Raw genomic sequence first — 26,033 nt, 5'->3', positions numbered from 1 at the left:
CGGAGCGCTCGCCAGGTGATCCTTTCCCTGGAAGGGTGACGGGCATGAGTGCCATGAGACTGTTCGCGGCGGTGCTGCCGCCGGACGAGGTGGTGGACGAACTCGGTCTGGTCGTGGCCCGGTTGAAGGGGCTGGCCGGCGCCGACCGGCTGCGCTGGACCGAGCCGCCCGGCTGGCACTTCACGCTCGCCTTCTACGGCGAGGTCGACCCGTCGCTCGTCCCGGAGCTGACGGAACGGCTCGCGCGGGCCGCGCACCGGAGCGAGCCGTTCCCGCTGGCCGTGGCGGGCGGCGGACAGTTCGGTCACGGGCGGGCGCTGTGGGCGGGCGCCGAGGGCGACACGCGGTCCCTGCGGCTGCTGGCCGACCGGGCGGAGGCGGCCGGGCGCAAGGCCGGCGTCGACATGGGGCAGCACCGCCGCTACACACCGCATCTGACGGTGGCCCGCAGCCGGGAGGCGTTCGAGGTGCGGCCGTACGTCGAGACGCTGTCGGCGTTCGTCGGGCGCACCTGGACCGTCGCCGACCTGGCGCTGGTGCGGAGCCACCTGCCGACGTCGGGGGTGCCGGGGGAACAGCCCCGGTACGAGGCCGTGGAGCGGTGGGAGCTGGGTGACTGACGGCGGCGCGCGGCGCGGGGGGCCCGGGCCGGACCGCGGGGGCCGTCTCGGGCGGGCCGGGGCCGGGCAGTTAGGCTCGATGGTGTGGACCCGAAGACCCGTAACCGGATCATGGCCGGTGTGCTTGTGCTGATGTTCGCGGTGGTCGCCCTCGCGGCGGTGCTGGGCAAGTGACCGCGGCGGCGCCCGGACCGCCGGGGAACCGCCGACCGCCGGAGTGACCCGGGGCCCGTAACGGGTGCCTCGCGCCGGGCGGGCCGGTCGGAGTGACCCGCGACCCGTGACTGTGACTCGCGCGGGCCGGCCGGTGGGAGTGACCCGCGACCCGTGGAGGGTCGGGCGTTCGGAGGGACTCGCGATCCGTGGCTGGTCGGCCGGTGGGAGCGACCCGCGATCCGTGACCCGTCGGCCCGTCGGGGTGGCCGGTGGCCCGCGCGGGCCCGGTGGGTCGGAGTGACCCGGGGCCCGTGCGAGCCGGTCGAGCGGTCCCCCGTTCGCCCTCGGGGCGGAGCCCGGTGGTTACCAGGCGAACGCCTCCGGGGACGGGCCCGGGCCCGGGAAGATCTCGTCCAGGGAGGCGAGCAGCTCCTCGCTCAGCTCCAGCTCGGCCGCCCGGATCGCGGACTCCAGCTGTGCGGCCGTGCGCGGTCCGACGATCGGGCCGGTGACACCGGGGCGGGTCAGCAGCCAGGCCAGGGCGGCCTCGCCCGGCTCGACGCCGTGCTTGTCGAGGAGGTCCTCGTACGCCTGGATCCGGCCGCGCGCGGCCGGGTCGGCGAGGGTGTCGGCGGCGCGGCCGGAGGCGCGCCGGCCGCCCTCCGCCTCCTTCTTGAGGACACCGCCGAGCAGACCGCCGTGCAGCGGCGACCACGGGATCACCCCGAGCCCGTACTCCTGGGCGGCGGGGATCACCTCCATCTCGGCGCGGCGCTCGGCGAGGTTGTAGAGGCACTGCTCGCTGACGAGGCCGATGGTGCCCGAGCGCCGGGCGGCGATCTCGTTGGCCTGGGCGATCTTGTACCCGGGGAAGTTGGAGGAGCCGACGTAGAGGATCTTGCCCTGCTGGACCAGGACGTCGACGGCCTGCCAGATCTCCTCGAAGGGGGTGGCACGGTCGACGTGGTGGAACTGGTAGACGTCGATGTAGTCGGTCCGCAGCCGCTTCAGGCTGGCGTCGACCGCCCGCCGGATGTTCAGCGCGGACAGCTTGTCGTGGTTGGGCCAGGCGTCGCCGTCCGCCGCCATGTTGCCGTACACCTTGGTGGCGAGGACGACCTTGTCGCGGCGGTCGCCGCCCCGCGCGAACCAGTCGCCGATGATCTTTTCCGTACGGCCCTTGTTCTCGCCCCAGCCGTACACGTTCGCCGTGTCGAAGAAGTTGATCCCCGCGTTCAGCGCCGCGTCCATGATCGCGTGGCTGTCCGCCTCGTCGGTCTGCGGCCCGAAGTTCATGGTGCCGAGCACCAGCCGGCTGACCTTGAGTCCCGTGCGTCCGAGCTGTGTGTACTCCATGGTCCCCCAGCCAAGGCCGTGGAGTGCGCTCTAGGCAAGGGGCCCGCGACCGGCCGGTGGGCCCCGCGACCGGCCGGTCAGCCCTCCAGCCCTCCAGCCCTTTAACCCCTCAGCTCGGCCGGGTCGTCCTTCGGAGAGGGGCGCGCGGGCCGGTGGCGGGGGAGGAGCAGCGGGGTGGCGAGCATCAGGGCGCCGGCCGCGGCGACCGCCGTGCGGGGGCCGGTGACGGCGGCCAGCAGGCCCCACAGGGCGGTCAGCGCGGCGATCGTCAGCTTGCTGGTGACCGACCAGGCGGACAGGGTGCGGGCGACCCGGTCCGGCGGGGTCTCGTCGAGGCGGTACGTGGCCATCACCGGGTTGAAGACGCCCATGCAGGTGATCAGGCCCAGCTCCACGGCCATCACCAGGACGAGCCCGGTGGCGCCGGGGTGGATGAACGCCAGCCCCACCGGCCAGCACGCCCGCAACGCGCCCGTAGCCAGCAGCACCCGGTGCTGCCCGTACCGGGCGACCAGCCGCCGGGCGAGCCGCGAACCGATCAGCCCGCCCACGCAGGGCAGGGCGAAGGCCAGACCGTACTGCCAGGGCGTGAAGCCCAGCTCGCCGACCATCAGGACCAGCAGCAGCGGGGCGGTCGCCATGATCAGGCCATTGACCAGGATCGTGTTGAGGAACAGGGGGCGCAGCGCCGGGCTGGTGAGGATGTACCGCCAGCCGTCGAGCAGGTCACGGGCCCGGAGGCGGGGCGCGGCCGGCTCGGGAGGTGTTCCGTCGGCGGGCGCCTCCCCGGAGTGCGCGGGGTGCTTCAGTGGGCGCTCGGCGGGGCGCTCGGTGTCGCCGATCGCCAGGAGGGCCGTCGCGGAGAGGAGATAGCTGACCGCGTCGGTCACGAGCGTGACCACCGGGCCGAGGAGGCCGATCGCGGCGCCGCCCAGCGGCGGGCCGAGCATGGTCGCCGTCCAGTTGGTGGCCTCGAAGCGGCCGTTCGCGGCGAGGAGGTGCTCCGGGGGGACCAGGCACTTCAGGAACGCGCCGCTCGCCGCGCCGAAGGTGATGTCGGCCGCGGCGACGACGACCGAGACCAGCAGCAGCTGCGGGAAGGACAGCAGGTCGAGGGCGTAGGCCGCGGGGACCGTCAGAAGGGCGCCGGCGCGGAGCAGATCCGTCCCGATCATCACCGGGCGCTTGCGGCGGAACTCCACCCAGGGGCCGAGCGGCACCGCCACCGCCGCGCCCACGGCCAGACCGGTGGCCGCCAGCGCGGAGACCTCCGCCGGGCCGACGTCCAGGACCAGGACCGCGATCAGCGGGAGCGCGTCGAACGCCAGCCGCGTGCCGCAGGTGCTGACCACGTACGCCGTCCACAGCCACCGGAACTCCCGGCCCAGTCCCCGCCCGGCCGCCCCCGCCACCACCTCGGACCCACCCCTCGTCGCCGTACGCGACGCGGCCCCGTGCCCACGCCGACCGCGCCATCCAAGCGAGCGGGTGCCTCCCGGGCAAGCCGCCGCCCGCCCCGGGAACGGGTCTTGGCCACACCTTGGCGGCCCCTTGGCGAGGCCGGACCGCGGCTCAGTCGCGGGGGAACTCGTCGGTCTTGAGGGTGAGGCCGACGACGGTGTCGGTGAGGTCCAGCTCGTAGCCGAACGGGACGGTCGTCTCGATGACGTACTCCCCCTGCTTGGGGTTCCGGTACAGGTGGCACCTGCCCTGGTACGGGTCCGCGATCAGGTAGACGGGGACCTCGGCGGTCGCGTAGGCCGTCTTCTTGGGGCCGTAGTCATTGGCCGCGGTGCCCTTGGAGATGACCTCGGCGACGAACTCGACGTCCTCGCAGCTCCACAGGCCCTTGGAGTCCTTGACGGCGTCACGGGACATCAGGGTCACGTCGGTCGAGAAGCCGTTGAGGTGGCCCGGATAGTCGATACGGACGTCGGACTTCAGACGCGTGCGCGGGTATGCGGTGCGCAACTGTTCGATGATGTCCAGGATGATCTCCCAGTGCGTGTCCCGCTGCGGCGACATGAAGATGGCCCCCTCGACGATCTCGACCTTGAATCCCTCGGGGACGGGCATCTGCTCCAGCCACTCGAACATGGTGTCGAGTGTGAGTTCGCCGTTGTGCTCGGCCATCTCGATCCTGTCGTCAAGGACGGTCATCGTGGCGCTCCTCCCCGGCTGTCGCTGGGTCGCGAACAGCCGCGCGGTACAACGATACGCACGGTGACCAGGTCACGTGCGGTGCCGCGGAACTCGGTTGCGGAGCCGTGGGTCGAGCCGGTTGGGTCGGCTGTCATGACCACCTCCGCGCTGGACGCGCTCGTACGTCCCGACCGCTACCCCCGCTCCTCCGCCTACGACCCCTCCTGGCTGCTCGGCCTCGACATGGGGCCGCATCCGTTGTGGCTGCTGGAGAACCTCGTCGAGAACCTCGACCTCCGGCCCGGGATGCGGGTCCTGGACCTGGGGTCGGGGAAGGGGGCGACCTCGGTGTTCCTGGCGCGGGAGTTCGGCGTGGAGGTCGTCGCCGCCGACTGGTGGATCGCGGCGGAGGAGGCGGCGGCCGTGTTCGAGGAGGCCGGGGTGGCCGACCGGGTGACGGCCGTGCGGGCGGAGGCGCACGCCCTGCCGTTCGAGGAGGGGAGCTTCGACGCCGTCGTGAGCGTCGACGCGTTCGAGTACTTCGGGACGGCCGACAGCTATCTGCCGTACCTCGTGCGGTTCCTGCGCAGCGGCGGGCAGCTCGGCGTGGCCACGCCCGGCATGACGCGCGAGGTGCGGGACCTCGGGGCCGTTCCCGCCCACATCAAGGCCCTCGTCGGCTGGGAGGCCATCGCCTGGCACACCGCCGAGTGGTGGCGGTTCCAGTGGGAGATCACCGAGCTGGTCGACGTCACCTCGGCGCGCCTCCAGGAGGACGGCTGGCACGACTGGCTGCTGTGGTCGCGGGCGGTCGCCGAGCGGCGGCCCGGCGGGGACGAACAGGCCGTCGTCGACATGCTGGAGGCGGACGGTGGGGAGTATCTGTCGTTCGCGCTGGTCACGGCCACCAGGAAGGCCCCGGCCGGCGCCTGAGCGACCACCGGCGCCCGCGCCTACGGCAGTTCGTACGGGCCGCCCAGATCCCACGCCTCGTGCATCGCGTTCGCGAAGGCCGCCGCGATGCGGTGCTCGCCGGAGGCGTTGGGGTGGGTGCCGTCGTAGGTGTCCAGGTGGATGTCGTACGCCGGGGGCGGGGACGCCAGGAGCAGCTCGGAGCGGGGTTCGTCGAGGTCGGCGGCCGTCTTGGCGAGGAGCTCGTTGAAGCGGGCCACCTGGGCGGCGAAGGCGGCGTCGCCCTCGGCACGGACGTTCGGGATGACCGGCAGGAGCACCATTCGGACGCGCGGGTCGGCCTCGCGCGCGGCGGCGACGAAGCGGCGGGTGTTCTCGATGGTCTGCTCGGCGTCCGTGTAGAAGCCCAGGTCGATGAGGCCGAGGGAGACGAGGAGGACGTTCGCGCGGTGGGCGCGGACCGCGTCGGCGATCAGCGGGGCCATGTGCAGCCAGCCCTCGCCCCAGCCGGCGAGATGGGCGCGGGGGAAGCGGGGGTCGCCGTCGGCGTACTCGTACGACGTGGGGGCGTCGGTCGCCTTGTCGTGGAGCGACTCGCGCGGGCCGACGATCCGGAACGGGCCGTCGTGCGACGCGCACAGGTGCTGCCAGAGCCGGTAGCGCCACGTGTGTTCGCCCGCGCTCCCGATCGTCATGGAGTCGCCTACGGGCATGAACCTGAGCATGGGCTCATCATGAACGATCGCTACCCATCGGTAGGAGGGACTGGGTCACACACCCCTGTGAGCATCACCACGTGGTGCGGGACCACGGTCCCCGCGAAGCTCTCCCACCCCCGCCCCGCGCGGCGGCATGGCAGGGTGGGAGGCATGCGCCGACCATCCCGCCGTCCCTTCCTCGCCGGTCTCGCCGTGCTCGCCGGCGCTCTGCTCGCCGCCGTACCGGCCGTGCCCGCGGCCGCCGACGACGGCGACTTCACGGTGAAGGACCCGAGGATCACCGAGTCCAGCGGTCTCGCGGCCTCGCGCCAGCACCCCGGCGTGTACTGGACGCACAACGACAGCGACGACGGCGCGTTCCTGTACGCCGTGGACAGCGGGACCGGGAAGACGGTCGCCACGGTGACGCTGACGGGTGTCGGCACACCGCGGGACGTCGAGGCGATCTCCATCGGCCCGGACAACCACCTCTACGTCGGCGACATCGGCGACAACCTCGGCGGGACCTGGCAGTACGTGTGGATCTACGAGCTGCCGGAGCCCAAGCAGCTCAAGGACCAGACGGTCAGGGCCACGCAGTACGTCGTGAAGTACGAGGACGGGGCGCGGGACGCCGAGGCGCTGATGGTGCACCCGAAGACCGGGCGCGTCTACATCGCCGACAAGAACGAGGCGGGGGGCTCGCTGTACGAGGGCCCGGCCGAACTCGCCGCGTCCGGCACGAACATCTTCAAGAAGGTCGCCTCCGTACCCGATCTGGAGGTCACCGACGGGGCGTTCTCACCAAACGGCAAGCACCTCGCCCTGCGCTCGTACTTCGGCGCGATCCTCTACGACTGGAAGGGCGGGAAGATCGAGAAGGCCGACCGGCTGAGCGTGCCCCTGCAACGGCAGGGCGAGTCCCTCACGTACACCACCGACGGCACGAAGATCATGTACGGCAGTGAGGGCGCCGCCAGCACGGTCCTCGCCCGCGACGTCCCCGGCGGCGGCTCCGGCAAGGGCGGCTCCGGGAACGGCGGTTCCGGCTCGTCCTCCTCCGACGGCTCGGCCGCCGGGCAGGACGCCGACGGCACCGGCTCGGGGTTCAAGGTCGGCGCGATCGCCGTGCTCGGCGCCGTCGTCGTCATCTGGGGCTTCAAGCGCGTCCTGCGCCGCCCGTCCTGACGGGGCGTTCTCCGACGCCCCGTCAGCCGGTCGCCCGGCGGGCCGTGCGGCGCTGCATAGGATCGGCGGCATGGCGCTGCGACCCGTTCATGTGATCGTCAAGGCCGTCGACGCCTCGGCGGTCGGCCGGTTCTGGGCGGAGGCGCTCGGCTGGACCGCCTACCGCCCCGGTGCCGCCACCTACGTCGGCCCCGCCGGCGGGCTCGTCTGGCCGCATCCGGTCGCCCTCGGGGTCGACGTCGTCCCCGTGCCGGACCCCAAGACGCCCACGAAGAACCGGGTGCACCTCGACATCGCCACCCACTCGGCCGCCCAGCAGACGGAGCTGGTCGCGCGGCTGCGGAAGCTGGGCGCGACCCCCGCCGACGTCGGCCAGGGCGACGTGCCGTGGACGGTCCTCGCCGACCCGGAGGGCAACGAGTTCTGTGTGCTGGAGCCCCGCGAGGTCTACCGGGACACCGGGCCGATCGCCGCGGTGGTGGTCGACTGCGCGGACCCGCGGGCCATGGCCCGGTTCTGGGGTGAGGCGATCGACTGGCCGCTGCACGAGGTGACCGACGACCACGCGGTGCTGCGCTCCGCCCAGGGCGTCGGCCCGTATCTGGAGTTCCTGCGCACGCCCGGCGTGAAGACCGTGCCGGACCGCGTCCATCTCGACCTGCTGCCCTGTCCCGGTGACGACAAGGCGGCGGAGGTCGACCGGCTGCGGGCCCTCGGCGCCACCGACCTCGACGTCGGCCAGGGCGACGTCCCGTGGACCTGCCTCGCCGACCCGGAGGGCCACGAGTTCTGCGTCCTGGCCCCGCACTGACTCAGCCGGCCCCGCAGCCGCCCCGGCTGCCGCTCCGGCCCTCGTCCCCGTCCTTGTTTCCGGCCCCGGCCCCGGCCCGTCGGGCCACCAGGACCTCCAGGCCGTCGAGGATCCGCTGGAGTCCGAACTCGAAGTGGTCGAAGTCCCGGCCGAACGCGTCCTCGGACAGCCCGGCCAGCATCGGATAGCGCCCGGACGCCATGAACTTCTCCAGCAGGGGAGTCTGAGCCGCCCAGAACTCCGCGTCGGTGAGCCCTGTGCGCCGCTCCGCCTCCGCCTCGTAGAGCTGGGTGCGGGCGGCCCCGACCACATAGCCGTCGACCGCGACGATCGCGGAGACCAGCTCGGGGTCGGTCAGGCCCATGGACTTGATCCGGGAGAGCACCTTCTCCATGCCGTCCAGCGCGCTGGGCCCGAGGAGCGGCCGGCTCTGGTTGACCTGGAGCAGCCAGGGGTGGCGGCGGTAGAGCGTGAGGGTCGCCCGGCCCAGGGCCTCCAGCGCGGACCGCCAGCCGCCGTCCCCGAGGTCGGCCGGATCGTCGGAGGGGCGCTGCACCCGGTCCAGCATCAGGTCGAGCAGTTCGGCCTTGCCGGGGACGTAGCGGTACAGCGACATCGTGCCGGTCCCCAGCTCCGTGGCGACCCGCCGCATCGACACGGCCTCCAGGCCCTCCGCGTCCGCGACCCGAACCGCCGCCTCCACGATCCGCTCCAGGGTGAGCCCCGGCTTGGGGCCCCGGCTGGGGCGCCGCCCCGTGTCCCACAGCAGTTCGAGCGTACGGACGATGTCGCCGCTGCCGCTGGTCTGCGTACCGCCCTCACCGCGTGTCATGTGCCGAGTTTAAGTCCCCCCGAAAAAACTGAGTACGACGTACGCGAAATCGGGTACGGTGTACTCAGTTCTAGCGAAGGGGGGACCCATGAGCGAGGGAAACGGCGACGGGTACGCGGTGCGGGCGGAGGGCCTGGAGAAGCGGTACGGCGAGAAGCGCGCGCTCGACGGCTTCGACCTGGCCGTCCGCGAGGGCACGGTCCACGGCCTCCTCGGCCCGAACGGCGCGGGCAAGACCACGGCCGTCCGCATCCTGTCCACCCTCGTGCGGCTGGACGGCGGACGGGCGACGGTCGCCGGGCTCGACGTGGCCCGGCGGCCCCGCGAGGTCCGGGCGAGGATCGGCCTCACCGGCCAGTACGCGGCCGTGGACGAGGTGCTGACGGGCCGGCAGAACCTGGAGATGTTCGGCCGGCTCTTTCATCTCGGCGGCCGGCGGGCAAGGCTGCGCGCCACCGAACTGCTCGACCGGTTCGACCTCACCGACGCCGCCGACAAGGGCGTCGGCACGTACAGCGGCGGTATGCGGCGCCGACTGGACCTCGCCGCCTCGATGATCCTCGCCCCGGCCGTCCTCTTCCTGGACGAGCCGACCACCGGCCTCGACCCGCGCAGCCGGGGCGAGGTCTGGGACTCGGTGCGGGCGCTGGTCACGGGCGGCACGACCGTCCTGCTGACCACGCAGTACCTGGAGGAGGCCGACAGACTGGCCTCCCGTATCACTGTCATCGACCAGGGCCGGGCCATCGCGGACGACACCCCCGACGGGCTGAAGAACACCGTGGGCGGCGACCGGGTCGAGGTCGTGGTGGCCGACCGCGCCGACATCCCGCGCGCCGTGGAAGTCATCGCCCGTGTCGCCGACGGCGAACCGGAGGCGGACGAGGCGGGACTGCGTGTGCACGCGCCGGTGACCGACCGGGTGAACGCCCTGACGGAGGTGGCCCGCACGCTCCAGGACGAGGGCGTCGCCGTCGAGGACATCGGTCTGCGCCGGCCGAGCCTGGACGACGTGTTCCTGCGGCTGACCGGACACCGCACCGAACCGCCCGGGGTGCGGGACACCTCGACGTCCGCGTCGCAGCCGAAGGAGGCCGCCGCATGAGCACCCGCGTCCGCCCTGATGTCAGCCCTGAGGCCCGCCCGAGCACCGCAACCGGCACTGGCAGCGACGCCCGCTCCGGCTCCGGCCCCCTCGACCTCACCGACCTCCCCGTCCGAAGCCGTACGTACTGGCTGCTCGCCGATGTCGGGAACATCGTCCGGCGCGGACTCACCCACTACCGGCGCCAGCCGGTCAACATCGCCTGGCAGCTGGGCTTCCCGATCCTGTCCGTCCTCCTCTACGGGCATGTCTTCGGCAGCGCCATGCAGGTGCCCGGCGGTGGTGACTACCGGGACTTCCTGATGCCGGGCATGTTCGCGATGACGATGGCCTTCGGGTTCATCAACACCGCGACCCTCGTCGTCCACGACTCCACCAAGGGCGTCATCGACCGCTTCCGCTCCATGCCGATGGCGCCGTCGGCGGTGGTCGCCGGGCGCGGGGTGACCGATCTGCTGGTCGCCTGCGCGGAGTTGGCCATCATGATGCTGACGGCCCTCGTGATGGGCTGGCGTCCCGACGCCGGCCCCGGCTTCCTGGCCGCGTTCGGGCTGCTGCTGTGGCTGCGGTTCGCGCTGATCTGGATCGGGGTCTGGCTCGGCCTCCTGGTGCCCAACCCGGAGGCGGCGGGCGGACTCTTCGTGGTCGCCTTCCCGCTGACCATGATCTCCAGCATCTATGTGGCCCCCCAGCTCATGCCCGACTGGCTCGGCTGGGTCGCCGCCTGGAACCCGCTCTCCTCCACGGCCGCCGCCACCCGCGAGCTGTTCGGCACGCCGGTCGCCGGTGACTCCTGGATCGAGCGGCACGCGCTGCTGATGGCGGGCGTGTGGCCGGTGGTGCTCACGCTGGTCTTCCTGCCGCTGGCGGTGCGCAGGTTCCGGAGGCTGAGCCGCTGACCCCGGCCCGGGGCTTCCGGGCCGCACCGAGAGGCGTCCGGCGCACAATGAGGCGTCGGACGCCTTGACGTGTCCATGTGACCTGTCTTCCATGGGGGGTGCGGGTGATGGGAGCGCTCCCATCCGTTCCGGGCCCGCGCCTCCCGAGGAGGAAGCAGCGTCATGTTCCGCAGCTTACGGAGAACTCTGGGCGCCCTGTGCGCGGCCGCCGCCGTGCTGGTGCTGCCGCTGGCCGGCGGTGCCCCGTCGGCCGCGGCGGCCGAGGCCGCCGCCGGTGCCGGCTACTGGCACACCAACGGGCGCCAGATCCTCGACGCGAACAACCAGTCGGTGCGGATCGCCGGCATCAACTGGTTCGGCTTCGAGACCGCGAACCACGTGCCCCACGGCCTGTGGTCCCGCGACTACAAGAGCATGATCGACCAGATCAAGTCGCTGGGCTACAACACCCTGCGCATCCCCTACAGCGACGACATCCTCAAGCCGGGCACCATGCCCGACAGTCTCAACTTCGACGGCAAGAACACCGATCTGCGCGGTCTGACCTCGCTCCAGGTCCTGGACAAGATGGTCGCGCACGCCGGGCGGAGCGGACTGAAGATCATCCTCGACCGGCACCGCCCGGACGCGGCCGGCCAGTCGGCGCTCTGGTACACCTCGACAGTCCCCGAGTCGACATGGATCGCCAACCTCAAGGCCCTCGCGACCCGTTACAAGGGCGACTCCACCGTCATCGGCATCGACCTCCACAACGAGCCGCACGACCCCGCCTGCTGGGGCTGCGGCGACACCTCCAAGGACTGGCGCCTCGCCGCCGAACGCGCCGGCAACGCGGTGCTCGCCGCCAACCCCGACCTGCTGGTCCTCGTCGAGGGCGTCCAGTCGTACAACGGCGTCTCGGGCTGGTGGGGCGGCAATCTGATGGGCGTCGCCGACCACCCCGTACGGCTCGACGTGCCGAACCGTCTCGTCTACTCCGCGCACGACTACGCCACCAGCGTGGCCCAGCAGAGCTGGTTCAGCGACCCCAACTTCCCCAACAACATGCCGGGCGTCTGGGACCGCTACTGGGGCTACATCTTCAAGCAGAACATCGCCCCCGTCTGGGTGGGCGAGTTCGGTACGACCCTCCAGGCCACGGTCGACCAGCGCTGGCTGGCCGCCCTGGTGACCTACCTCCGCTCCACCTCGACGTACGGCAACGACTCCTTCCACTGGACCTTCTGGTCCTGGAACCCCAACTCCGGTGACACCGGCGGCATCCTGAAGGACGACTGGCAGACCGTCGACACGGTGAAGGACGGCTATCTGACGAGCATCAAGGCGCCGGGCTTCCCGCCGGGCGGCGGCTCCGGCGATCCGGGCGGCCCCGGTGACCCCGGGGGGCCCGGCGGCGGGACACCCGCCTGCGCCGCCGTCTACACCGTCAGCAGCGACTGGGGCGGCGGCTTCAACGCCGAGGTGAAGGTGACCAACAGCGGGACGACCGCGCTCAAGTCCTGGAAGGTCACCTGGACCTGGAGCGGCTCCCAGAAGGTCACGAACATGTGGAACGCGTCGTACACCCAGAGCGGTGCGACGGTCACCGCGACGAACGCCACCCACAACGGCGCCCTCTCCGCGGGCGCCTCGGCGACCCTCGGCTTCGGGGGCACGCCCGGGGGCGGAGGTGTGCCGAGCGTGAGCTGCACGGCGACCTGAACCCGAGGGGCGCCCGGTGACCGCCGGGCGCCCCGTCGACGTGATACCCGATCAGCCTGTTCTCGCGAGGAATCCCAGGGTTTCAGCCCTGGGAGGAAGCACATCCTCGTGCTCGTGGCGCGCAGCGCCGCGGTATCGCTGCCCGTACCCGGCCGCGGAGCGGCCGGGTGTCGTCTCCCGCGCAAACCCGGCCCTTCAGCGCCGGGTGGTTGACGAAAGGCCGGCGAGCAGGCTCTCGCCGACGGTGACGGCCGGCTCGGCGGCCTTGCGGGGGTCCGCCCCGGACGGCTGGTCCTCGACGCGGACGGCGACGGCGACCGGGTGGCCCTTCGCGCCGTCCGTGTACGCGATGAACCACGCGCTGCCCGTACCGTCCCGGCCGTCCGAGACCCACGCCGCCTTCGCGCCCGTCCCGGACCCGGCCTTGTCCCCGCCGCTGGACAGCACCTCGCCCGCGGTGGCCCCGAGCGCGTCCCTCAGCGCGTCGGCGGTGCGGGCGGAGACGGCCCGGCCCGTCCGGCCCTTCGCCTTGGACCGTACGGTGCCGCCGTCGGCCTTCGTCACCCGCTCCACCAGCGTAGGAGCCACCAGCCGTCCGCCGCTCGCGACCGCCGCGGCGACGCGGGCCATCGCCAGCGGGGTCGCCCGGAGGTCCCCGGCGCCGATGCCCGTGAGCGCCGTCGCGGGACGCGACACGCCCGCCCGGGGATAGACGCTCTCGGCGACCCGCACGGGCACGGTCAGCGTGTCGTCGTCGAACCCGAACCTCTCGGCCACCGAGCGCAGTTCGTCCGCACCGAGGTCGGACGCCATCTTGGCGAAGACGTTGTCGCAGGAGAGGCTCAGTGCCCGCGCGATCGGGGCGTCCTCGCACCCGGAGGACGCGCCGGTCACGCTGGTCGTCGACTGGGGCAGCACATAGGTGAGAGGGCTGTCGGTGCGCTCGTCCACCGACGCGTACAGCCCCTTCTCCAACGCGGCAGCGGCGACCACGACGTTGAAGGTCCCGCCCGGCGCGCCGACCTCGCGCAGCGCCCGGTTGAGCAGGGGCGAGCGCCGGTCGGCGGTGAGCGCCTTCCACGCCTTGGCGTCCGCCCGGCCGTGACCGCTGAACGTCGTGGGGTCGTACGAGGGCGTACTGACCACCGCGAGCAGCGCCCCCGACTCGGCGTCCAGGGCCACCGCGGCGCCCCGCCGGTCGCCCAGCGCCTCGAACGCGGCCTTCTGGGCCTTCGGGTCGATCGTCGTCATGACGTCGCCCGAGGCGTTCCCGGACGCGTCCGCGGCCAGGATGTCGCCGTACACGGATTCCAGGCCCGCGTTGCCGAAGGCCGTCGACCGGTATCCGGTGACCGCCGCGTAGAGGGGCCCGTCGGTGTAGGTGCGTTCGAAGGGCGCCTTGTCCTCGCCCGTCCTCCGTGAACCCGTGACGGGTTCGTCCCCGACGAGGATGTCGCCGAGGCCGGGGTGCGGCGGCGTCCTGTCCGTGCGCCGAGTGCCGTCCCCCGTGGCCGGTTTGTCGGCGGAGCCGGTCGGTGAGCCGCCCTGGTCGCAGCCGGCCGACAGAACGGCCAGCGCGACGAGAGCACTCGAGACGCCGAGCGCCCCCCTGATCGTCGAGTGCATGAGTACAGCGTAGAGAGTTCCGGAGCGACGGGGGCGGTGGACGGTTGTCCCGGTTGTGGGCAACTGGCGTTGTCTGTGGGCAATTTGAGTAATTCCAATGACTCAATTCAGTCAAGTCTTGGTCGAAACTGTTTATGCGCGGCGTGATCTTCAGGAACCATGCGGCACGGGCCGCGAACCTCGCGGACCTGGAACCCCCCTCACTGTTCAGAGAGAACTCCATGAAGAGAAGCGCAGCCGTGTTCAGCGGCGCCACTGTCGTACTGGCCGGGACGCTCGCAGCCGCCCCCGCCAGTGCCAACGCCGGCGCGCCGCACTCCGTGAACACCGTGCAGGTCGCCGCCGCGAAGGTCTCCTGGAAGAAGTGCGCCACGGACAGCGCCCCGACGATGCAGTGCGCGTCGGTGAAGGTACCGCTGGACTACGCCAAGCCGGGTGGGAAGAAGATCACGCTGGCTCTGTCCCGCGTGCCGCACACCGCGAAGAAGTACCAGGGCCCGCTGCTGGTCAACCCCGGCGGTCCCGGCGGCAGCGGCCTGGGCCTGGCCGGTTTCGTCGCCGGCTCCCTGCCCAAGGCCGTCGCGTCCCAGTACGACGTCATCGGCTTCGACCCGCGTGGCGTGGGGGCCAGCAAGCCCGCCCTGAACTGCAAGCCGGGCTACTTCAACCCGGTGCGGCCCGACTCCGTGCCCAGCACGCCCGCCCTCGAGAAGGCCAACCTCGACCGCGCCAAGTCCTTCGCCGCGGCCTGCGCGACCAAGTACAAGGACGTCCTGCCGCACATCAACACGGCCAACGCCGTGAAGGACATGGACGCGATCCGCAAGGCGCTCGGCGCCAAGAAGATCAACTACTTCGGCTACTCGTACGGCACGTACCTCGGCGCCGTCTACGCCAAGCAGTACCCGGACCGCGTGCGCCGCCTGGTGCTCGACTCCATAGTCGACCCGACGGGCGTCTGGTACGAGGACAACCTCGACCAGGACTACGCCTTCGACAAGCGCCACAAGGCGCTGATGAAGTGGATCGCCAAGAACAACGCCACCTACAAGCTCGGCACCGACCCGGCCAAGATCGAGGCCGAGTGGTACGCCATGCGGGCCGCTCTCGCCAAGAAGCCCGTGGGCGGCAAGGTGAAGGTGGGCGCCTCCGAGCTGGAGGACATCTTCATCCCCGGCGGCTACTACAACGGCTACTGGCCCACGCTCGCCGAGGCGTTCGCCGCCTACGTGGGCGACAAGAACGCCGAGCCGCTGGTCGAGGCGTACCAGAACATCGCCGCCGTCGACGCCTCCGGCGACAACGGCTACAGCATCTACACCGCCGTGCAGTGCCGTGACGCGTCCTGGCCGCGCAAGTGGAGCACGTGGCAGAAGGACAACTGGGACGTCTACAAGAAGGCGCCCTTCATGGCCTGGAGCAACGCCTGGTACAACGCGCCGTGCGCGTTCTGGCCGACCAAGACCCTCAAGCCGGTGAACGTCGCCAACTCCAAGCTCCCGCCGGTGCTGCTGTTCCAGGCGACGGACGACGCGGCCACCCCGTACGAGGGCGGCCTCACCGTCCACAAGCTGCTCAAGAACTCCAGCCTGGTCGTCGAGCAGGGCGGTGGCAACCACGGCATCTCGCTGAGCGGCAACTCCTGCCTCGACAAGTACCTGGCGACCTACCTGAGCAACGGCAAGGTGCCGCACGGCAAGGGCCAGATCGACGCCGTCTGCAAGAAGCTGCCGGACCCGAAGCCGCAGGCCGCGCAGAAGATGTCGGCGCAGTCGGGCGCGTCCACCGCGACGGGCGGTGCCGCCCTGCACGGCATCCTCGGCTTCCGCGGCTGATTCCGCACGACACGGGCAACACCCCGTAGGACGACACGAAGGGCGCCCGGTGACCCCACCGGGCGCCCTTCGGCGTCGTACCGCTGAACGGCTACGGCTAGAGCTTCTCGATCACGTAGTCGACGCACTTCGTGAGGGCCTCGACGTCCGCCGGGTCGATCGCCGGGAACATCGCGACGCGCAGCTGGTTGCGGCCGAGCTTGCGGTACGGCTCGGTGTCGACGATGCCGTTGGCGCGCAGGGCCTTGGCGACGGCCGCGGCGTCGATCTCGTCGGCGAAGTCGATCGTGCCGATGACCTGCGAGCGCTTGGCCGGGTCAGAGACGAACGGCGTCGCGTACTTGGACTCCTCCGCCCAGCCGTACAGGCGGGTCGAGGAGTCCTTCGTGCGGGCCGTGGACCAGGCGAGACCGCCCTGGCCGTTGATCCACTCCAGCTGCTGGTTCAGCAGGAACAGCGTGGCGAGCGCCGGGGTGTTGTACGTCTGGTTCTTGCGGGAGTTGTCGATCGCCGTCGGCAGCGAGAAGAACTCCGGGACGTGCCGCCCGCTCGCGTGGACCCGCTCGGAGCGCTCGATCGCGGCCGGGGAGAACACACCGATCCACAGGCCGCCGTCGGAGGCGAAGGACTTCTGCGGGGCGAAGTAGTAGACGTCCGTCTCGGCGATGTCCACGGGCAGACCGCCCGCGCCGGACGTGGCGTCGACCAGGACGAGGGCGCCCTCGTCGGCACCGGCCACCCGCTTGATCGGGGTGGCGACACCGGTGGAGGTCTCGTTGTGGGTGAAGGCGTAGACGTCGACGCCCGCCTCCGCGACCGGCTCCGGGTGCGTGCCGGGGTCGGAGGAGACGACGGTCGGCTCGGCCAGCCACGGGGCGAGCTTGGCGGCCTTGGCGAACTTCGAGCTGAACTCGCCGAAGGTCAGGTGCTGGCTCTTGTTCTCGATCAGGCCGTGCGTCGCGACGTCCCAGAACGCGGTGGAGCCGCCGTTGCCGAGGACCACCTCGTAGCCCTCGGGCAGGGAGAACAGCTCGCTGATGCCCTCGCGCACCTGGCCGACCAGGTTCTTCACCGGGGCCTGGCGGTGGGAGGTGCCGAGCAGGGAGGTGCCGGTCGCGGCCAGGGCGTCCAGCGCCTCCGTCCGCACCTTGGAGGGGCCAGCGCCGAAACGTCCGTCGGCGGGCTTGATGTCAGCGGGGATCTGGATATCAGCCACGGGTGCGAGCCTATCGGCTCCGTGAAACCTGGGCGAAACGTCGTCCGTCGGATGAGACGGGGTCCGTGCCGGGGCCGATGTCGCGGGCCCGGTCGCTCATCTGGTCCCAGAACCGGCGCATCCCGGCGACCGGCACCCCGCGCTGCCACGGCGCCTCCCGCCGGAACCGCAGCGAGGCCCACGCCCACGGCTGCCACTTCTTCAGCAGGTCCCGCTGGTGCAGGCAGAAGACCTCGCTGAACTCCATGCGCAGGCTCTCCACCTTGGCCGGGTAGGGGCACATCCGCAGCCAGCAGTCGTGTGTGCAGTTCGAGCCCGGTTGCGCGACGCGTTCCGCCCCGCGGACCGGACGCAGCCGGGTGCGGTCCCTGCGCAGGCACGACGGCGTCCGGGCCGGCTCCCGCGCACACCGCTCCAGGATCGGGAAACTCTCGTTCGGCCGGTGCGACCGCTCGCCGAGCACCATCAGCAGCAGGACGTCCGCCAGCAGCTGCTGTGCCCTCGGGTCCAGGGTGCTCCAGCCGGTGGACGGCGGTATCCACAGGTTGTGGGCCCGCTGTTCGCCCGGGGCCCCCACCTCGGTGCCGATGCAGGAGGCCAAGGCCGCCTCGTCGATCCACAGGAACCGCTCCGGCCGCCGGGTCTGCAACGCCCGCACCGCCAGCTTCGCCGCCCCCGCGACCAGCGGGTGCTCCTCTCGGCCCCGGTCGCCCAGCGCCAGCCACTCCCGCACCTGACCCCGGGGGTCCGAGCCGGGACCGCGGATCGGCTGGTCGGCGGTGACGTCATCGGGCAGGCTCCACAGCGTCAGGGCGTGCAGCAGGGTCAGCCGCGTGTACCAGAAGGTGCTCTGCTTCAGCAGGTCCCGCGCCTGTTTGACGAGGAAGTCGCGGGCCCCGCGGTTGACACCCGGACCCGGTCGCCGGTTGGCGGCGTACTTGAAACCCTGGGCCAGCGTCACCCCCAGGCCGACGGCCGCGCCGGGCCCGTCGTCGGTGATCGGCGCACGGGCCGCCCCGGTCGCCACCCGCACCCAGTTGTCCAGGTCGTCACGGGGACTGGCCCGGCGCCGGGCCATCACGGACGAGTCCACGAGCAGCGGCAGCAGCCAGGCCCGCATGGCGTTGCAGTTCCACCGGCCCTTCTCCGCCAGGGCCTCCTCCTCCGCCGCCCTGCGCTCCTCCCGCTCCCGCTGCTCCGCGAGATCCCACGAGAACGGGAGATGGCCGTCCACCTCGTCCGCCGACGGCGTCACCCGGCCCGCCGGACCCCTGCGCCGTCCGGCCTCCAGGGTGGCGCAGGGCTCCGTGAGCCGGGAGCACAGCGCCTGGTACGCCGGCTCGCCGCCCGCGCCCACCTCCTTCACCAGCGCCTCCCGCACCCGGCGGTCCGTCTCCTTGCGGCCGATCCGGAACATGACCTCGTACACCGGGTACGCCGGATGCTCGTCCCCGGGCGCCCGGCTCCGCACGGCGGCGACGCGGCGCACGGCGGTGCCGCACTGCCTCACCAGCGCGAGCTTCGCCTCCCGAAGCCGCGCGGGGTCCTCGTTCTGGCCGAGCCGGAGCCAGTCCCGCTCGATCTCCTTCACCAGGTCCTGCTGCCGGGGCGCGATCCCCACACTGTCGATCTCCACGGCCGTGCCGTAGTTCTCCAACGCCCGCAGCCGGGGGCTGTCGTGGTCGTCGAGCCCTCCGCCCCCGCTGTCCTGGCCGACCGTGTGCAGGGCGTCGGTCGCCTCGGCCAGCAGGCCCTTGGCCTGCGCGGTGAGCAGTTCCCGGGTCCGGTCGACGAAGCAGGCGTGCCGGCCCGCACCCGAGGGCCCGCACACACACCGCCCCTTGGGGGAGCGGGAGTACAGGGTGAGCGCGATGAGCAGTTCCCGCCCGCCCTGCCGCAACGCCCCGGCGATGTGCGCGTCGGGCGGGGCAGCGGCGGACGCCGGGGCGCTGCTCGGCTGCGGGTCCGCCGCGTCCGGGGGCCCGAACATCTCGTCCAGGAACCGGGAGCCGAGATACGCCTGCACGATGCTGTGCTGGAAGCGGACCTTGTCACCGTTCTCGTGGACCAGTCCCATCCGGGTGCCCCAGGTCGCGGCGATCCGGATGTCGATCCTGGGCCCCACCCACCAGTCGGAGCCGCCCGGGGCGCTCTGGCAGGGGTGCTGTCCCACGGTCCAGGGCGCGCCGCGCCTGACGGCGTACGTCTCCGGGCACCAGCGCAGCTCCGCCATCCGCCGGTCCAGTGCGCGGGCGACCCGCCGGTTCCACTCCGTGTTCGGGGCCGCCCGCATCCCGAGCCCCCGGCCCCACGACGCGCTGTCCGCCTCACCGAGGGCCGAGCTCAGTTCCCCGAGGCCCACGTCCGCGCTGTCCGAGGCCAGCCCCACGCACGCGAGCGCCGAGATGTACTCCACCACCGCCAGCCTCGTGTCGTGGTCGATCGGCAGCTCGGGATGCACGTCCCCGTCGACCAGCGCGTGGATCCACGTCTCCATCAGCTCCGCCCGCAGCCGCCAGCTGTCGTACAGCTGGAGGTCCTGGTCACCGCCGCCGTCCCACAGGGGTTCCAGCAGGTCCTGGGCGTGCAGATCCCTGGCGATCTTCAGATAGATGGGGGACTCCGCCATGTCGGCGGCCTCCACGATGCGGTCCAGCACGGTCAGGTCGGCGCGCCAGCTGCCGCTGCCGGCGATGTACCGCAACGCCGCCTCGTTGCTCAGCGGTTCCAGCTCCGACACGGCCGCCTGCATCGCGCGCAGCGGGTCGTGCGGCCGCGAGGCGATGACCAGCGGCAGCCCCTCCTCCCCGGCCCGGCGGATCGCCTCCCGGATCAGATTGTCCCGGCGGCCGGTCAGACCGTCCTCCGCGAACGCCTCCTCCAGGCCGTCCGCGAGGACCACGATCCGGTCCGCCCGCTGTCTGAGCCACCGCCAGATCCGGTCGACCTCGCCCTCGGACCGCACCTTCGGCCGCACGATCTCCCGGAACCGGGCCAGCGCCAACTCGGAGAAGTCCAGCGGCTCGTCGCCCTGCACGTCCCGCAGCCGTACGGGGATGGGCACCGCCCCCACCGCGGCGAGCTTCTGGGCCAGCCGGACCAACAGCGCGGTCTTGCCCGCGCCGACGCCCCCGACGACGACATGGGGGCGCCGGACCTTCTTGTCGTTGAGGTTCTTCATGAGGGCGTTGCAGAGCTGGTCCCGTCCGACCACCTCGTCCATCAGGCTCCCGGCGGTCTGCACCAGCCGCCCGGGGTCGTGCCGGGCCTGGTACGTGCAGTAGCGGCGGACCTGCCAGAGGCGCCAGGAGAGGAAGAGGAGCGTGGAGGCGGCGAACAGCAACAACGGCATCGCGACGCCGCTGACGGTGTCGCACGCCGCGGCGTTGCCGTTGTCGCACATCCCCTGCGGCCCGAAGTCCTTCACCACCTTCTTGGTGCCGGCCAGGTCCAACACCGCCAGGACCGACCACACCACGAGCCCCGCCGTCAGCACGGCCACCAGCGCCACCAGCGCCGTCGTGAACGGCGGGTTCCACCACCGCCCGGCGCGGGTGACGCCCCGGTGCAGCAGCCAGCGGCCGCGGAGATGCCAGAAGACGGAGACGAAGGGGCGTCGGAGATGCGCCCAGAACTCATGGAGAGGGCCCGCCTGTGGTGGTCCCGTGACGATCTTGACCTTGTGCGGGTGGAGTGCGTATCCCATCGACCACCACTCCGTCGGCTCGGCCGGGATCGGCCGGGGGCCGACGCTTCCTGGCTGCGGGATGTCGAGGCGGAGGGATCCCTGCCTTCAGTTCACCAGCAGGGTCCCGACCCCGCCACTCGACGCGGCACGGGTCACCGGCCGCCGACCGCGGGCGACGGCGAGAACCGCACCGGCAGCTCCACCAACCCCCGCAGCCAGGGCGAGGGCCGCCGGACGAGGGTCTCCTCCGGTACGGCGAGGTCGAGGTCCGGCAGCCGGTCCAGGACGACCTCGATACCGGTGCGCGCGATGACCTCGGCGATCTCCCGCGCCGGGAACGGGCAGCGGTGCTCGCCGTGCCCGAAGGAGAAGTGCGCGTTGTTGCCGCCGGTGAGCGCGGAGCCGTGGGTGCGTACGCGGGGGTCGGAGTTGGCGCCCTGGAGGCCGAGGAGGACAAGGTCCCCGGCGCGCAGGGCACGGCCGCCGAGCCGGGTGTCGCGGGAGAGCCAGCGGCCCGCCGCGTTCTGGATGGGGGCGTCCTCCCACAGCACCTCGTTCATGGCCTCCGCCACACTGCTGCGCCCGCCGAACAGGGAGGCCGCGAAACGCTCGTCGGTCAGCATCAGCCGCAGGGAGTTGCCGATCCAGTCGGTGGTCGGCTGGTGTCCCGCGGCCAGCATGACCATCACGTCGTGTGTGACCTCCTCGACGGAGAAGCCCTGGGCGGAGGCGTTCGCCAGCAGACGGGACACCACGTCGTCCGCGGGACGCTCCCGCCGCTCCGCCACCAGCCGGGTCATCGCCGTCGTCAGCCGCGCCTCGGCGGCCTGCGCCCGGCCCTGCCCGTCGAGGATGTCGGTCAACGCGACGACCAGATCCGGCCCCTGCTCCTCCGGGAAGCCGAAGAGGTACGCCAGCACCCGGACCGGCAGCAGCGCCGCGTACTGCGCGACGAGGTCGGCCGTGCCCGCCCCGCATACCGCGTCGAGCAGCTCGTCCGCGAACCGCTCGGCGTGGCGGCGCAGCGTGAACGCGTCGACCGCCTCCAGCGCCTCACCGAGCAGCGCGGCCCGCCGCCGGTGCCGTTCGCCGACCGAGCCGAGGATCGACGGCTGCTCCCGGCTGATCACCGGCAACAGGGGCCAGTCGGCGGGGATGTTCGGCCACTGGTTCCACAACTCGGAGTCCCTGCTGAACAGTTCCGGGTCGCTCGTCACCTGGTGCAGCTCGCGGTAGCCCAGCACCAGCCACGCCGGCACGTCCCCGTCGAGCAGCACGGGGACGACCTCGCCGTGCTCACGCCGCAGTTCGCGGTAGAGGGCGGCGGGGTCACCGCGGAAGCGGGCGCCGGTGAGGGCGACGGGGACGGGGCCGGGCCCGGGTCCGGGCGTCCGGCTGTCCCCGCCGTGCTCAGAGGTTGCGAAGTCCAACTAGTACCTGCTCCAGGATGTCCAGATCGATCAGCGTGGCCTTGTGCGGGTGCCGGGCGCTGACCCGGCCCGCGGCGAGGAGGTCGGACAGCAGCACCTTGGTGATGCTCACCGGCAGCCCCAGCCCGGCGGCGATCTCCACGACCGCCGTGGGCCGTTCCGTCAGCCGCAGGATCGCCGTGTGCTCCGACTGCATCCCCGGCACCGGCTGCGACTCGGCGGTGACCAGGGTGACCAGGTCGAAGGGGGTGCCGGGCGCGGACCGGCTGCGTCCTCCGGTGAGGGTGTACAGCCGGTCGGGCAGGTCGTCCCTGCCGGGCCGGCTCATGACGTACGGGGCGCCAGAGCCGTAGCCGAAGTAGCCGAGGTGGACGCCGTCGTCGCGGGGGAAGCGGGTGCGGGGGAAACGGTGGTGGTGGAGGTGGAGGTGGTGGGGGAGGTGGTCGAGGCCGGGGTCGGCGTGGTCGACAGGGTGGGCGTGGTCGGCTGTGTGTGTGCGGTCGGGTCCGCGGGTGCCTCCGGCCGGTGGCGCGGGCGGGCGCTGAGGTGTTCGCCCAGCTGCTCCACCAGTTCGCTCATGGTGTGTCCGACGAGACCCGCGTCGGCGTCCTCGTCCGTGACGACGGCCAGATGCGCGCCCTCGCCCGCCTCCACGATGAACAGGACCCCGCCGTGGAACTCCGCCATCGCCGACCGCACGCCGCCGCTGCCGTCGCCGAACTCCACGGAGGCGCCGTGGGACAGCGACTGCATGCCGGCGGCGATCGCGGCGAGCTGGTCCGCCTGGTCCACGGACAGCTCCGGCGTACGGCACAGCTTCAGCCCGTCCCGCGAGAGCACGAGAGCGTGCCGGGCGCCCGGAGTGCGTTCCAGCAAACCCTCCATGAGCCAGGTGAGCCTGTCGTCGGCGGTGGTGCCGGTGCCGGTCATGGGGTGGGGTCGCCTTCCAGGTCGGGATGTGGATGGGGGTCCGGATGAGGGGCGGGTGCGGGGTCGGCGTCGGCGCTGCCGGGGGCCGGGTGCGGGGGCGTGGGGGCGTGGGACGACGGCGCGTGGGCGGAGGGCGTGTTGTCGTCGGCCGGCGCGGGCCGGCCGTCCCGCAGGGGATCCCGGGCCAGCTCCCGCAACGCGTCCAACTGCCACTGGATGTCACGCACCGCCTCGGATTCCGGCACGGCCTCGGCCTGCCACGGGGTCTCCTGGACCGGCTCGGGCTCGTGCGTCGGGGTTCGGGTGGGCTCGGCCTGCCATGCCGTCTCCCGGACCGGTTCGGGCTCGTGCGGCGCGGTGCCTGCGGGCTCGGCCTGCCAGGGGGTCTCCCGGACCGGTTCGGCCTCGTGCGTCGGGGTTCGGGTGGGCTCGGCCTGCCACGGGGTCTCCCGGGCCGGCTCGGATTCCCGGAGGGGGATGCGGGCGAGTTCCGGCTGCCACGGTGTGTCGCCCACCGGTTGCCACGGCTCGTCCCGTACCGGTTCGAACTCCCACCGCGCGCCGCGCACGGGTTCCGGCTCCCACCCGGGGTCCGGTACGGGAGCGGTCGGCTCCCACTCGGGCTCCGGCGCCGGGGACGTCTCCCAGGTCGCCCCCCGGGCGACACCCCACTCGGGCTCCCGTGCGGGCTCCAGCGCGAGCGGCGGTACGGCCGCGCCGGGCGGCGGGATCGGGGCGTCCGTGGCGAGGTCGGGCACCGACTCCGCCAGGGGCTCGCGCACCGGCTCCCGCAAGGGTTCCGGCAGGAGTTCCCGTACGTACTCCGACCGGGTCTCCCCCACGAGGCCCGGCAGACCGTCCCGTACGGGTTCCGGGAGGCTCTCCCCTCCGGGGTTCGGAAGGTACCCCGTTGCCGGTTGCGTGAGCGGCGTGCCCGTCGTGATCGGCGCACCGGGCGTTCCCGGCGACTCCGCGCTGTCCGGCCGCCCCGTGTTCTCCCCGTGCTCCGGCCCCTCCGCGGGCCGGTGGAGACCCGTGGACGGTTCGTCGTCCGTGGACGTGCCCTGGACGAAGGCCTGGTCGAGGCCGCTCGTGCCGCGGACGGCGCGGCGGAAGCTGCTGAAGCGGACCGCGCCGGTGCTGGCGTCCTCGGCGGGCCGGGAGTCGCGGGCCGGTGGGCCGTCGGCGGCCTGGGCGCGTGTGCGGGCCTCGGCCTCGGCGAGGGACCGGCCGCGGCGGCGCCGGGGGAGGCCACCGGGGCCCGTCGGGGGCTCCTCGGGGCCGGCGGAGGCGCCGTACGGGGACTCGTGGGTCGGCGTCGGTTCGTCGTCCAGGTCGTGCGGTGCGGGCACGGGGGTGAACGGCGTCGACCGCTCGGCGTAGGCGGGTGTCCGCTCACCCGTGGGGGCCGGGGCCTCCGAGGGCATCCCCGCCGACGGCACCGTACCGGCCAGCACGTCCTGCGGGACGAGCATCAGGACGCCCGTGCCGCCGCGGGCGGAGGGGCGGAAGGAGACCTTGAGGCCGTGCTTGCGGGCGAGGCGGCCGACGACGGCGAGACCGAGGCGGGTGCCGGTGAGGCCGGTGAGGTCGGAGTCCTCGCCGGAGACGGCGCGTTCGGCGCGGCGCAGCTGGACGTCGCTCATGACGAGGCCCGCGTCCTCGACGGAGATGATGACGCCGGCCGGGACCTCCTCGACGTAGACGTGGACCTCGGCGGTCGGCGGCGAGAAGTTCGCCGCGTTGTCGAGGAGTTCGGCGAGCGCGTGCATCACGCCCTCGGCGGCGTGCCCGGCGACGGCGGACTCGCTGGAGGAGTGCAGCCGCACCCGGCGGTAGGCGCCGATGCGGCCCATCGCGCCCCGCAGGATCGACTCCATCGGGATGGGCTTGGCCCAGCGGCGCCCGGAGCGGGCACCCGCGAGGACGGCGACGGAGTCGGCGAGACGGCCCGCCTGGGCGGTGCGGTGGTCGAGGTGGAGCAGGTCGGCGAGGACGTCCTCGTCGGCGTGGCGCTCCTCCATGGCGCGCAGGTCGGCGAGGGTGCCGGTGGCGAGGGCCTGCATCCGGCCGGCCACGTTGGCGGTGACGGCGAGGGCGGCCGTCCGCTCGGTCTCGGCCTGCCGGGCGCGGTCGAGGAGACGGGACCTCTCCTCCTCGGCCCTGGTCTCCAGTTGGGCGCGCTCGTCAGCGAGCCGGCCGCGCTCGTGGTCGAGTTCGGCGGTGAGCCGGGTCCGTTCGCGGGCGTAGTCGGCGGCGATCCGGGCGCGGTCCTGGAGGAACTCCTCGGTGAGCCGCGCCCGTTCCTGCCCGAACTCGGCCGTCATCCGGGCCCGTTCCTGGAGGAGCATCCCGGTGTCACGGGACACGGCGTCGAGTCGGTGCCGCAGCGACCGCGCCGACTGCCGGGCGTGGACGGCGACCGCGACGGCGAGCGTCAGCAGCAGGGCGGCGGCGCCCGCGCCACCCGCCACCGGGACCTGTAAGGACGCGGGCGCCAGCGCGACCGAACCGCCGGCCGCGGCGGCGGTGAACACGGCGGTGACCAGGGGCAGGGGCAGGACTGAGCGGAGCGCTGGGCGGTCGCCCGGAGGGCGTGGGGGGCTGGGCGCGGTCATGGTCTGCTGTCCTCGGTCGGTTCTGGACTCGGTAACTCAGTCGGTTCCTGGTCTCGGTAACACGGTCGGTTCCTGTGCGAGAAGCGACACCTGGTGCTCAATTGGGCGTCACTATATGGGAGTTCGTGACCGGGGTCGGGCGGTTTCCGGTTAGCTCCCCAGAATCCGGCCATCGCCCCGGTACCGCCCCGCCGTCACCGCGTGGTCACTGTCAGTGGTGGGATGCATGCTGGAGGGATGGAAGGTCCAGGGGAGACGCGAGCAGGGGCA

19 protein-coding genes and 1 pseudogene are annotated in these 26,033 nt (G+C 72.6%); 8 read left to right on the top strand and 12 right to left on the bottom strand.

Annotated elements, in window-relative coordinates:
* Positions 1-53 precede the first annotated feature (53 nt).
* On the top strand, positions 54-620 hold the full coding sequence (gene thpR / locus M8J73_RS31640) for an RNA 2',3'-cyclic phosphodiesterase (protein ID WP_249829372.1): 567 nt from the start codon (positions 54-56) through the stop codon (positions 618-620).
* Between the two features lie 519 nt (positions 621-1,139).
* Here the strand turns inward: thpR and M8J73_RS31635 are convergent.
* The 3 genes from M8J73_RS31635 to M8J73_RS31625 all read right to left on the bottom strand — a co-directional run bounded on the left by M8J73_RS31635 (position 1,140) and on the right by M8J73_RS31625 (position 4,292).
* Complete coding sequence (locus M8J73_RS31635) at positions 1,140-2,132, bottom strand: aldo/keto reductase (protein ID WP_249829370.1); 993 nt, start codon at positions 2,130-2,132, stop codon at positions 1,140-1,142.
* A gap of 101 nt (positions 2,133-2,233) precedes the next feature.
* Positions 2,234-3,547: an MFS transporter gene (locus M8J73_RS31630; RefSeq protein WP_249829369.1), complete on the bottom strand. Its 1,314-nt coding sequence runs from the start codon at positions 3,545-3,547 to the stop codon at positions 2,234-2,236.
* Positions 3,548-3,704: 157 nt separating this feature from the next.
* Positions 3,705-4,292, bottom strand: a complete 588-nt coding sequence (locus tag M8J73_RS31625) for a Uma2 family endonuclease (protein WP_055541465.1) — start codon at positions 4,290-4,292, stop codon at positions 3,705-3,707.
* Positions 4,293-4,427: 135 nt separating this feature from the next.
* Here M8J73_RS31625 and M8J73_RS31620 point away from each other — a divergent pair, with 135 nt between their 5' ends.
* Complete coding sequence (locus M8J73_RS31620) at positions 4,428-5,207, top strand: SAM-dependent methyltransferase (RefSeq protein WP_055541464.1); 780 nt, start codon at positions 4,428-4,430, stop codon at positions 5,205-5,207.
* A gap of 20 nt (positions 5,208-5,227) precedes the next feature.
* Here the strand turns inward: M8J73_RS31620 and M8J73_RS31615 are convergent, their stop codons facing one another.
* Positions 5,228-5,911 (bottom strand): GDSL-type esterase/lipase family protein, encoded by a 684-nt coding sequence (locus M8J73_RS31615; RefSeq protein ID WP_055541463.1) that lies wholly within the window; start codon positions 5,909-5,911, stop codon positions 5,228-5,230.
* 144 nt (positions 5,912-6,055) lie between these two features.
* Between M8J73_RS31615 and M8J73_RS31610 the strand changes: the two genes are divergently transcribed.
* The gene (locus tag M8J73_RS31610; protein WP_055541462.1) at positions 6,056-7,072 is read left to right on the top strand and encodes a hypothetical protein; all 1,017 of its coding nucleotides are present in this window, start codon (positions 6,056-6,058) and stop codon (positions 7,070-7,072) included.
* 70 nt (positions 7,073-7,142) lie between these two features.
* Positions 7,143-7,883 carry a VOC family protein gene (locus M8J73_RS31605; RefSeq protein WP_055541461.1) on the top strand — a complete coding sequence of 247 codons (741 nt, stop codon included), beginning with the start codon at positions 7,143-7,145 and terminating at the stop codon, positions 7,881-7,883.
* A gap of 1 nt (position 7,884) precedes the next feature.
* On the opposite strand, the gene M8J73_RS31600 is transcribed toward M8J73_RS31605, so the two are convergent.
* A complete protein-coding gene (locus tag M8J73_RS31600; RefSeq protein ID WP_055541460.1) occupies positions 7,885-8,715 on the bottom strand; it encodes a TetR/AcrR family transcriptional regulator in 831 nt (276 codons plus the stop codon).
* 88 nt (positions 8,716-8,803) lie between these two features.
* On the opposite strand from M8J73_RS31600, the gene M8J73_RS31595 reads away from it, so the two are divergent.
* From M8J73_RS31595 to M8J73_RS31585, 3 genes are all read left to right on the top strand, one after another.
* Positions 8,804-9,820: an ATP-binding cassette domain-containing protein gene (locus M8J73_RS31595; RefSeq protein ID WP_055541459.1), complete on the top strand. Its 1,017-nt coding sequence runs from the start codon at positions 8,804-8,806 to the stop codon at positions 9,818-9,820.
* Entirely contained in the window at positions 9,817-10,719 is a 903-nt protein-coding gene (locus M8J73_RS31590) for an ABC transporter permease (protein WP_240501607.1), read from the top strand. The genes M8J73_RS31595 and M8J73_RS31590 overlap by 4 nt, the downstream gene beginning before the upstream one ends.
* A gap of 162 nt (positions 10,720-10,881) precedes the next feature.
* On the top strand, positions 10,882-12,420 hold the full coding sequence (locus tag M8J73_RS31585; protein ID WP_055541458.1) for a cellulase family glycosylhydrolase: 1,539 nt from the start codon (positions 10,882-10,884) through the stop codon (positions 12,418-12,420).
* Positions 12,421-12,615: 195 nt separating this feature from the next.
* Here M8J73_RS31585 and M8J73_RS31580 read toward each other — a convergent pair whose 3' ends face one another.
* Positions 12,616-14,046, bottom strand: coding sequence for a penicillin-binding transpeptidase domain-containing protein (locus M8J73_RS31580; RefSeq protein ID WP_055541457.1), 1,431 nt, complete (start codon positions 14,044-14,046; stop codon positions 12,616-12,618).
* Positions 14,047-14,267: 221 nt separating this feature from the next.
* On the opposite strand from M8J73_RS31580, the gene M8J73_RS31575 reads away from it, so the two are divergent.
* A complete protein-coding gene (locus tag M8J73_RS31575) occupies positions 14,268-15,881 on the top strand; it encodes an alpha/beta hydrolase (RefSeq protein ID WP_055541467.1) in 1,614 nt (537 codons plus the stop codon).
* A gap of 97 nt (positions 15,882-15,978) precedes the next feature.
* Here M8J73_RS31575 and serC read toward each other — a convergent pair whose 3' ends face one another.
* From serC to M8J73_RS45315, 6 genes and pseudogenes are all read right to left on the bottom strand, one after another.
* Positions 15,979-17,097, bottom strand: coding sequence for a phosphoserine transaminase (gene serC, locus M8J73_RS31570; protein ID WP_055541456.1), 1,119 nt, complete (start codon positions 17,095-17,097; stop codon positions 15,979-15,981).
* Positions 17,098-17,107: 10 nt separating this feature from the next.
* The gene (locus M8J73_RS44985; RefSeq protein ID WP_055541455.1) at positions 17,108-20,803 is read right to left on the bottom strand and encodes an NACHT domain-containing protein; all 3,696 of its coding nucleotides are present in this window, start codon (positions 20,801-20,803) and stop codon (positions 17,108-17,110) included.
* A gap of 134 nt (positions 20,804-20,937) precedes the next feature.
* Positions 20,938-22,215 (bottom strand): cytochrome P450, encoded by a 1,278-nt coding sequence (locus tag M8J73_RS31560; protein ID WP_055541454.1) that lies wholly within the window; start codon positions 22,213-22,215, stop codon positions 20,938-20,940.
* On the bottom strand, positions 22,196-22,543 hold the full coding sequence (locus M8J73_RS31555; RefSeq protein ID WP_055541466.1) for a DUF742 domain-containing protein: 348 nt from the start codon (positions 22,541-22,543) through the stop codon (positions 22,196-22,198). The genes M8J73_RS31560 and M8J73_RS31555 overlap by 20 nt, the downstream gene beginning before the upstream one ends.
* Before the next feature lie 200 nt (positions 22,544-22,743).
* Positions 22,744-23,145 (bottom strand): annotated as a pseudogene (locus M8J73_RS31550) (roadblock/LC7 domain-containing protein); the annotation flags it as partial.
* A complete protein-coding gene (locus M8J73_RS45315; RefSeq protein WP_308408368.1) occupies positions 23,142-25,763 on the bottom strand; it encodes a sensor histidine kinase in 2,622 nt (873 codons plus the stop codon). The gene M8J73_RS45315 and the pseudogene M8J73_RS31550, both read right to left, overlap by 4 nt.
* Between the last annotated feature and the right edge of the window lie 270 nt (positions 25,764-26,033).

Origin of the sequence: Streptomyces neyagawaensis (assembly GCF_023516595.1) — a bacterium.
Classification (GTDB): Bacteria; Actinomycetota; Actinomycetes; order Streptomycetales; family Streptomycetaceae; genus Streptomyces; species Streptomyces neyagawaensis.
Note: the sequence above shows the minus strand (reverse complement) of the source record. Positions and strands in the feature narration are given on the sequence as shown.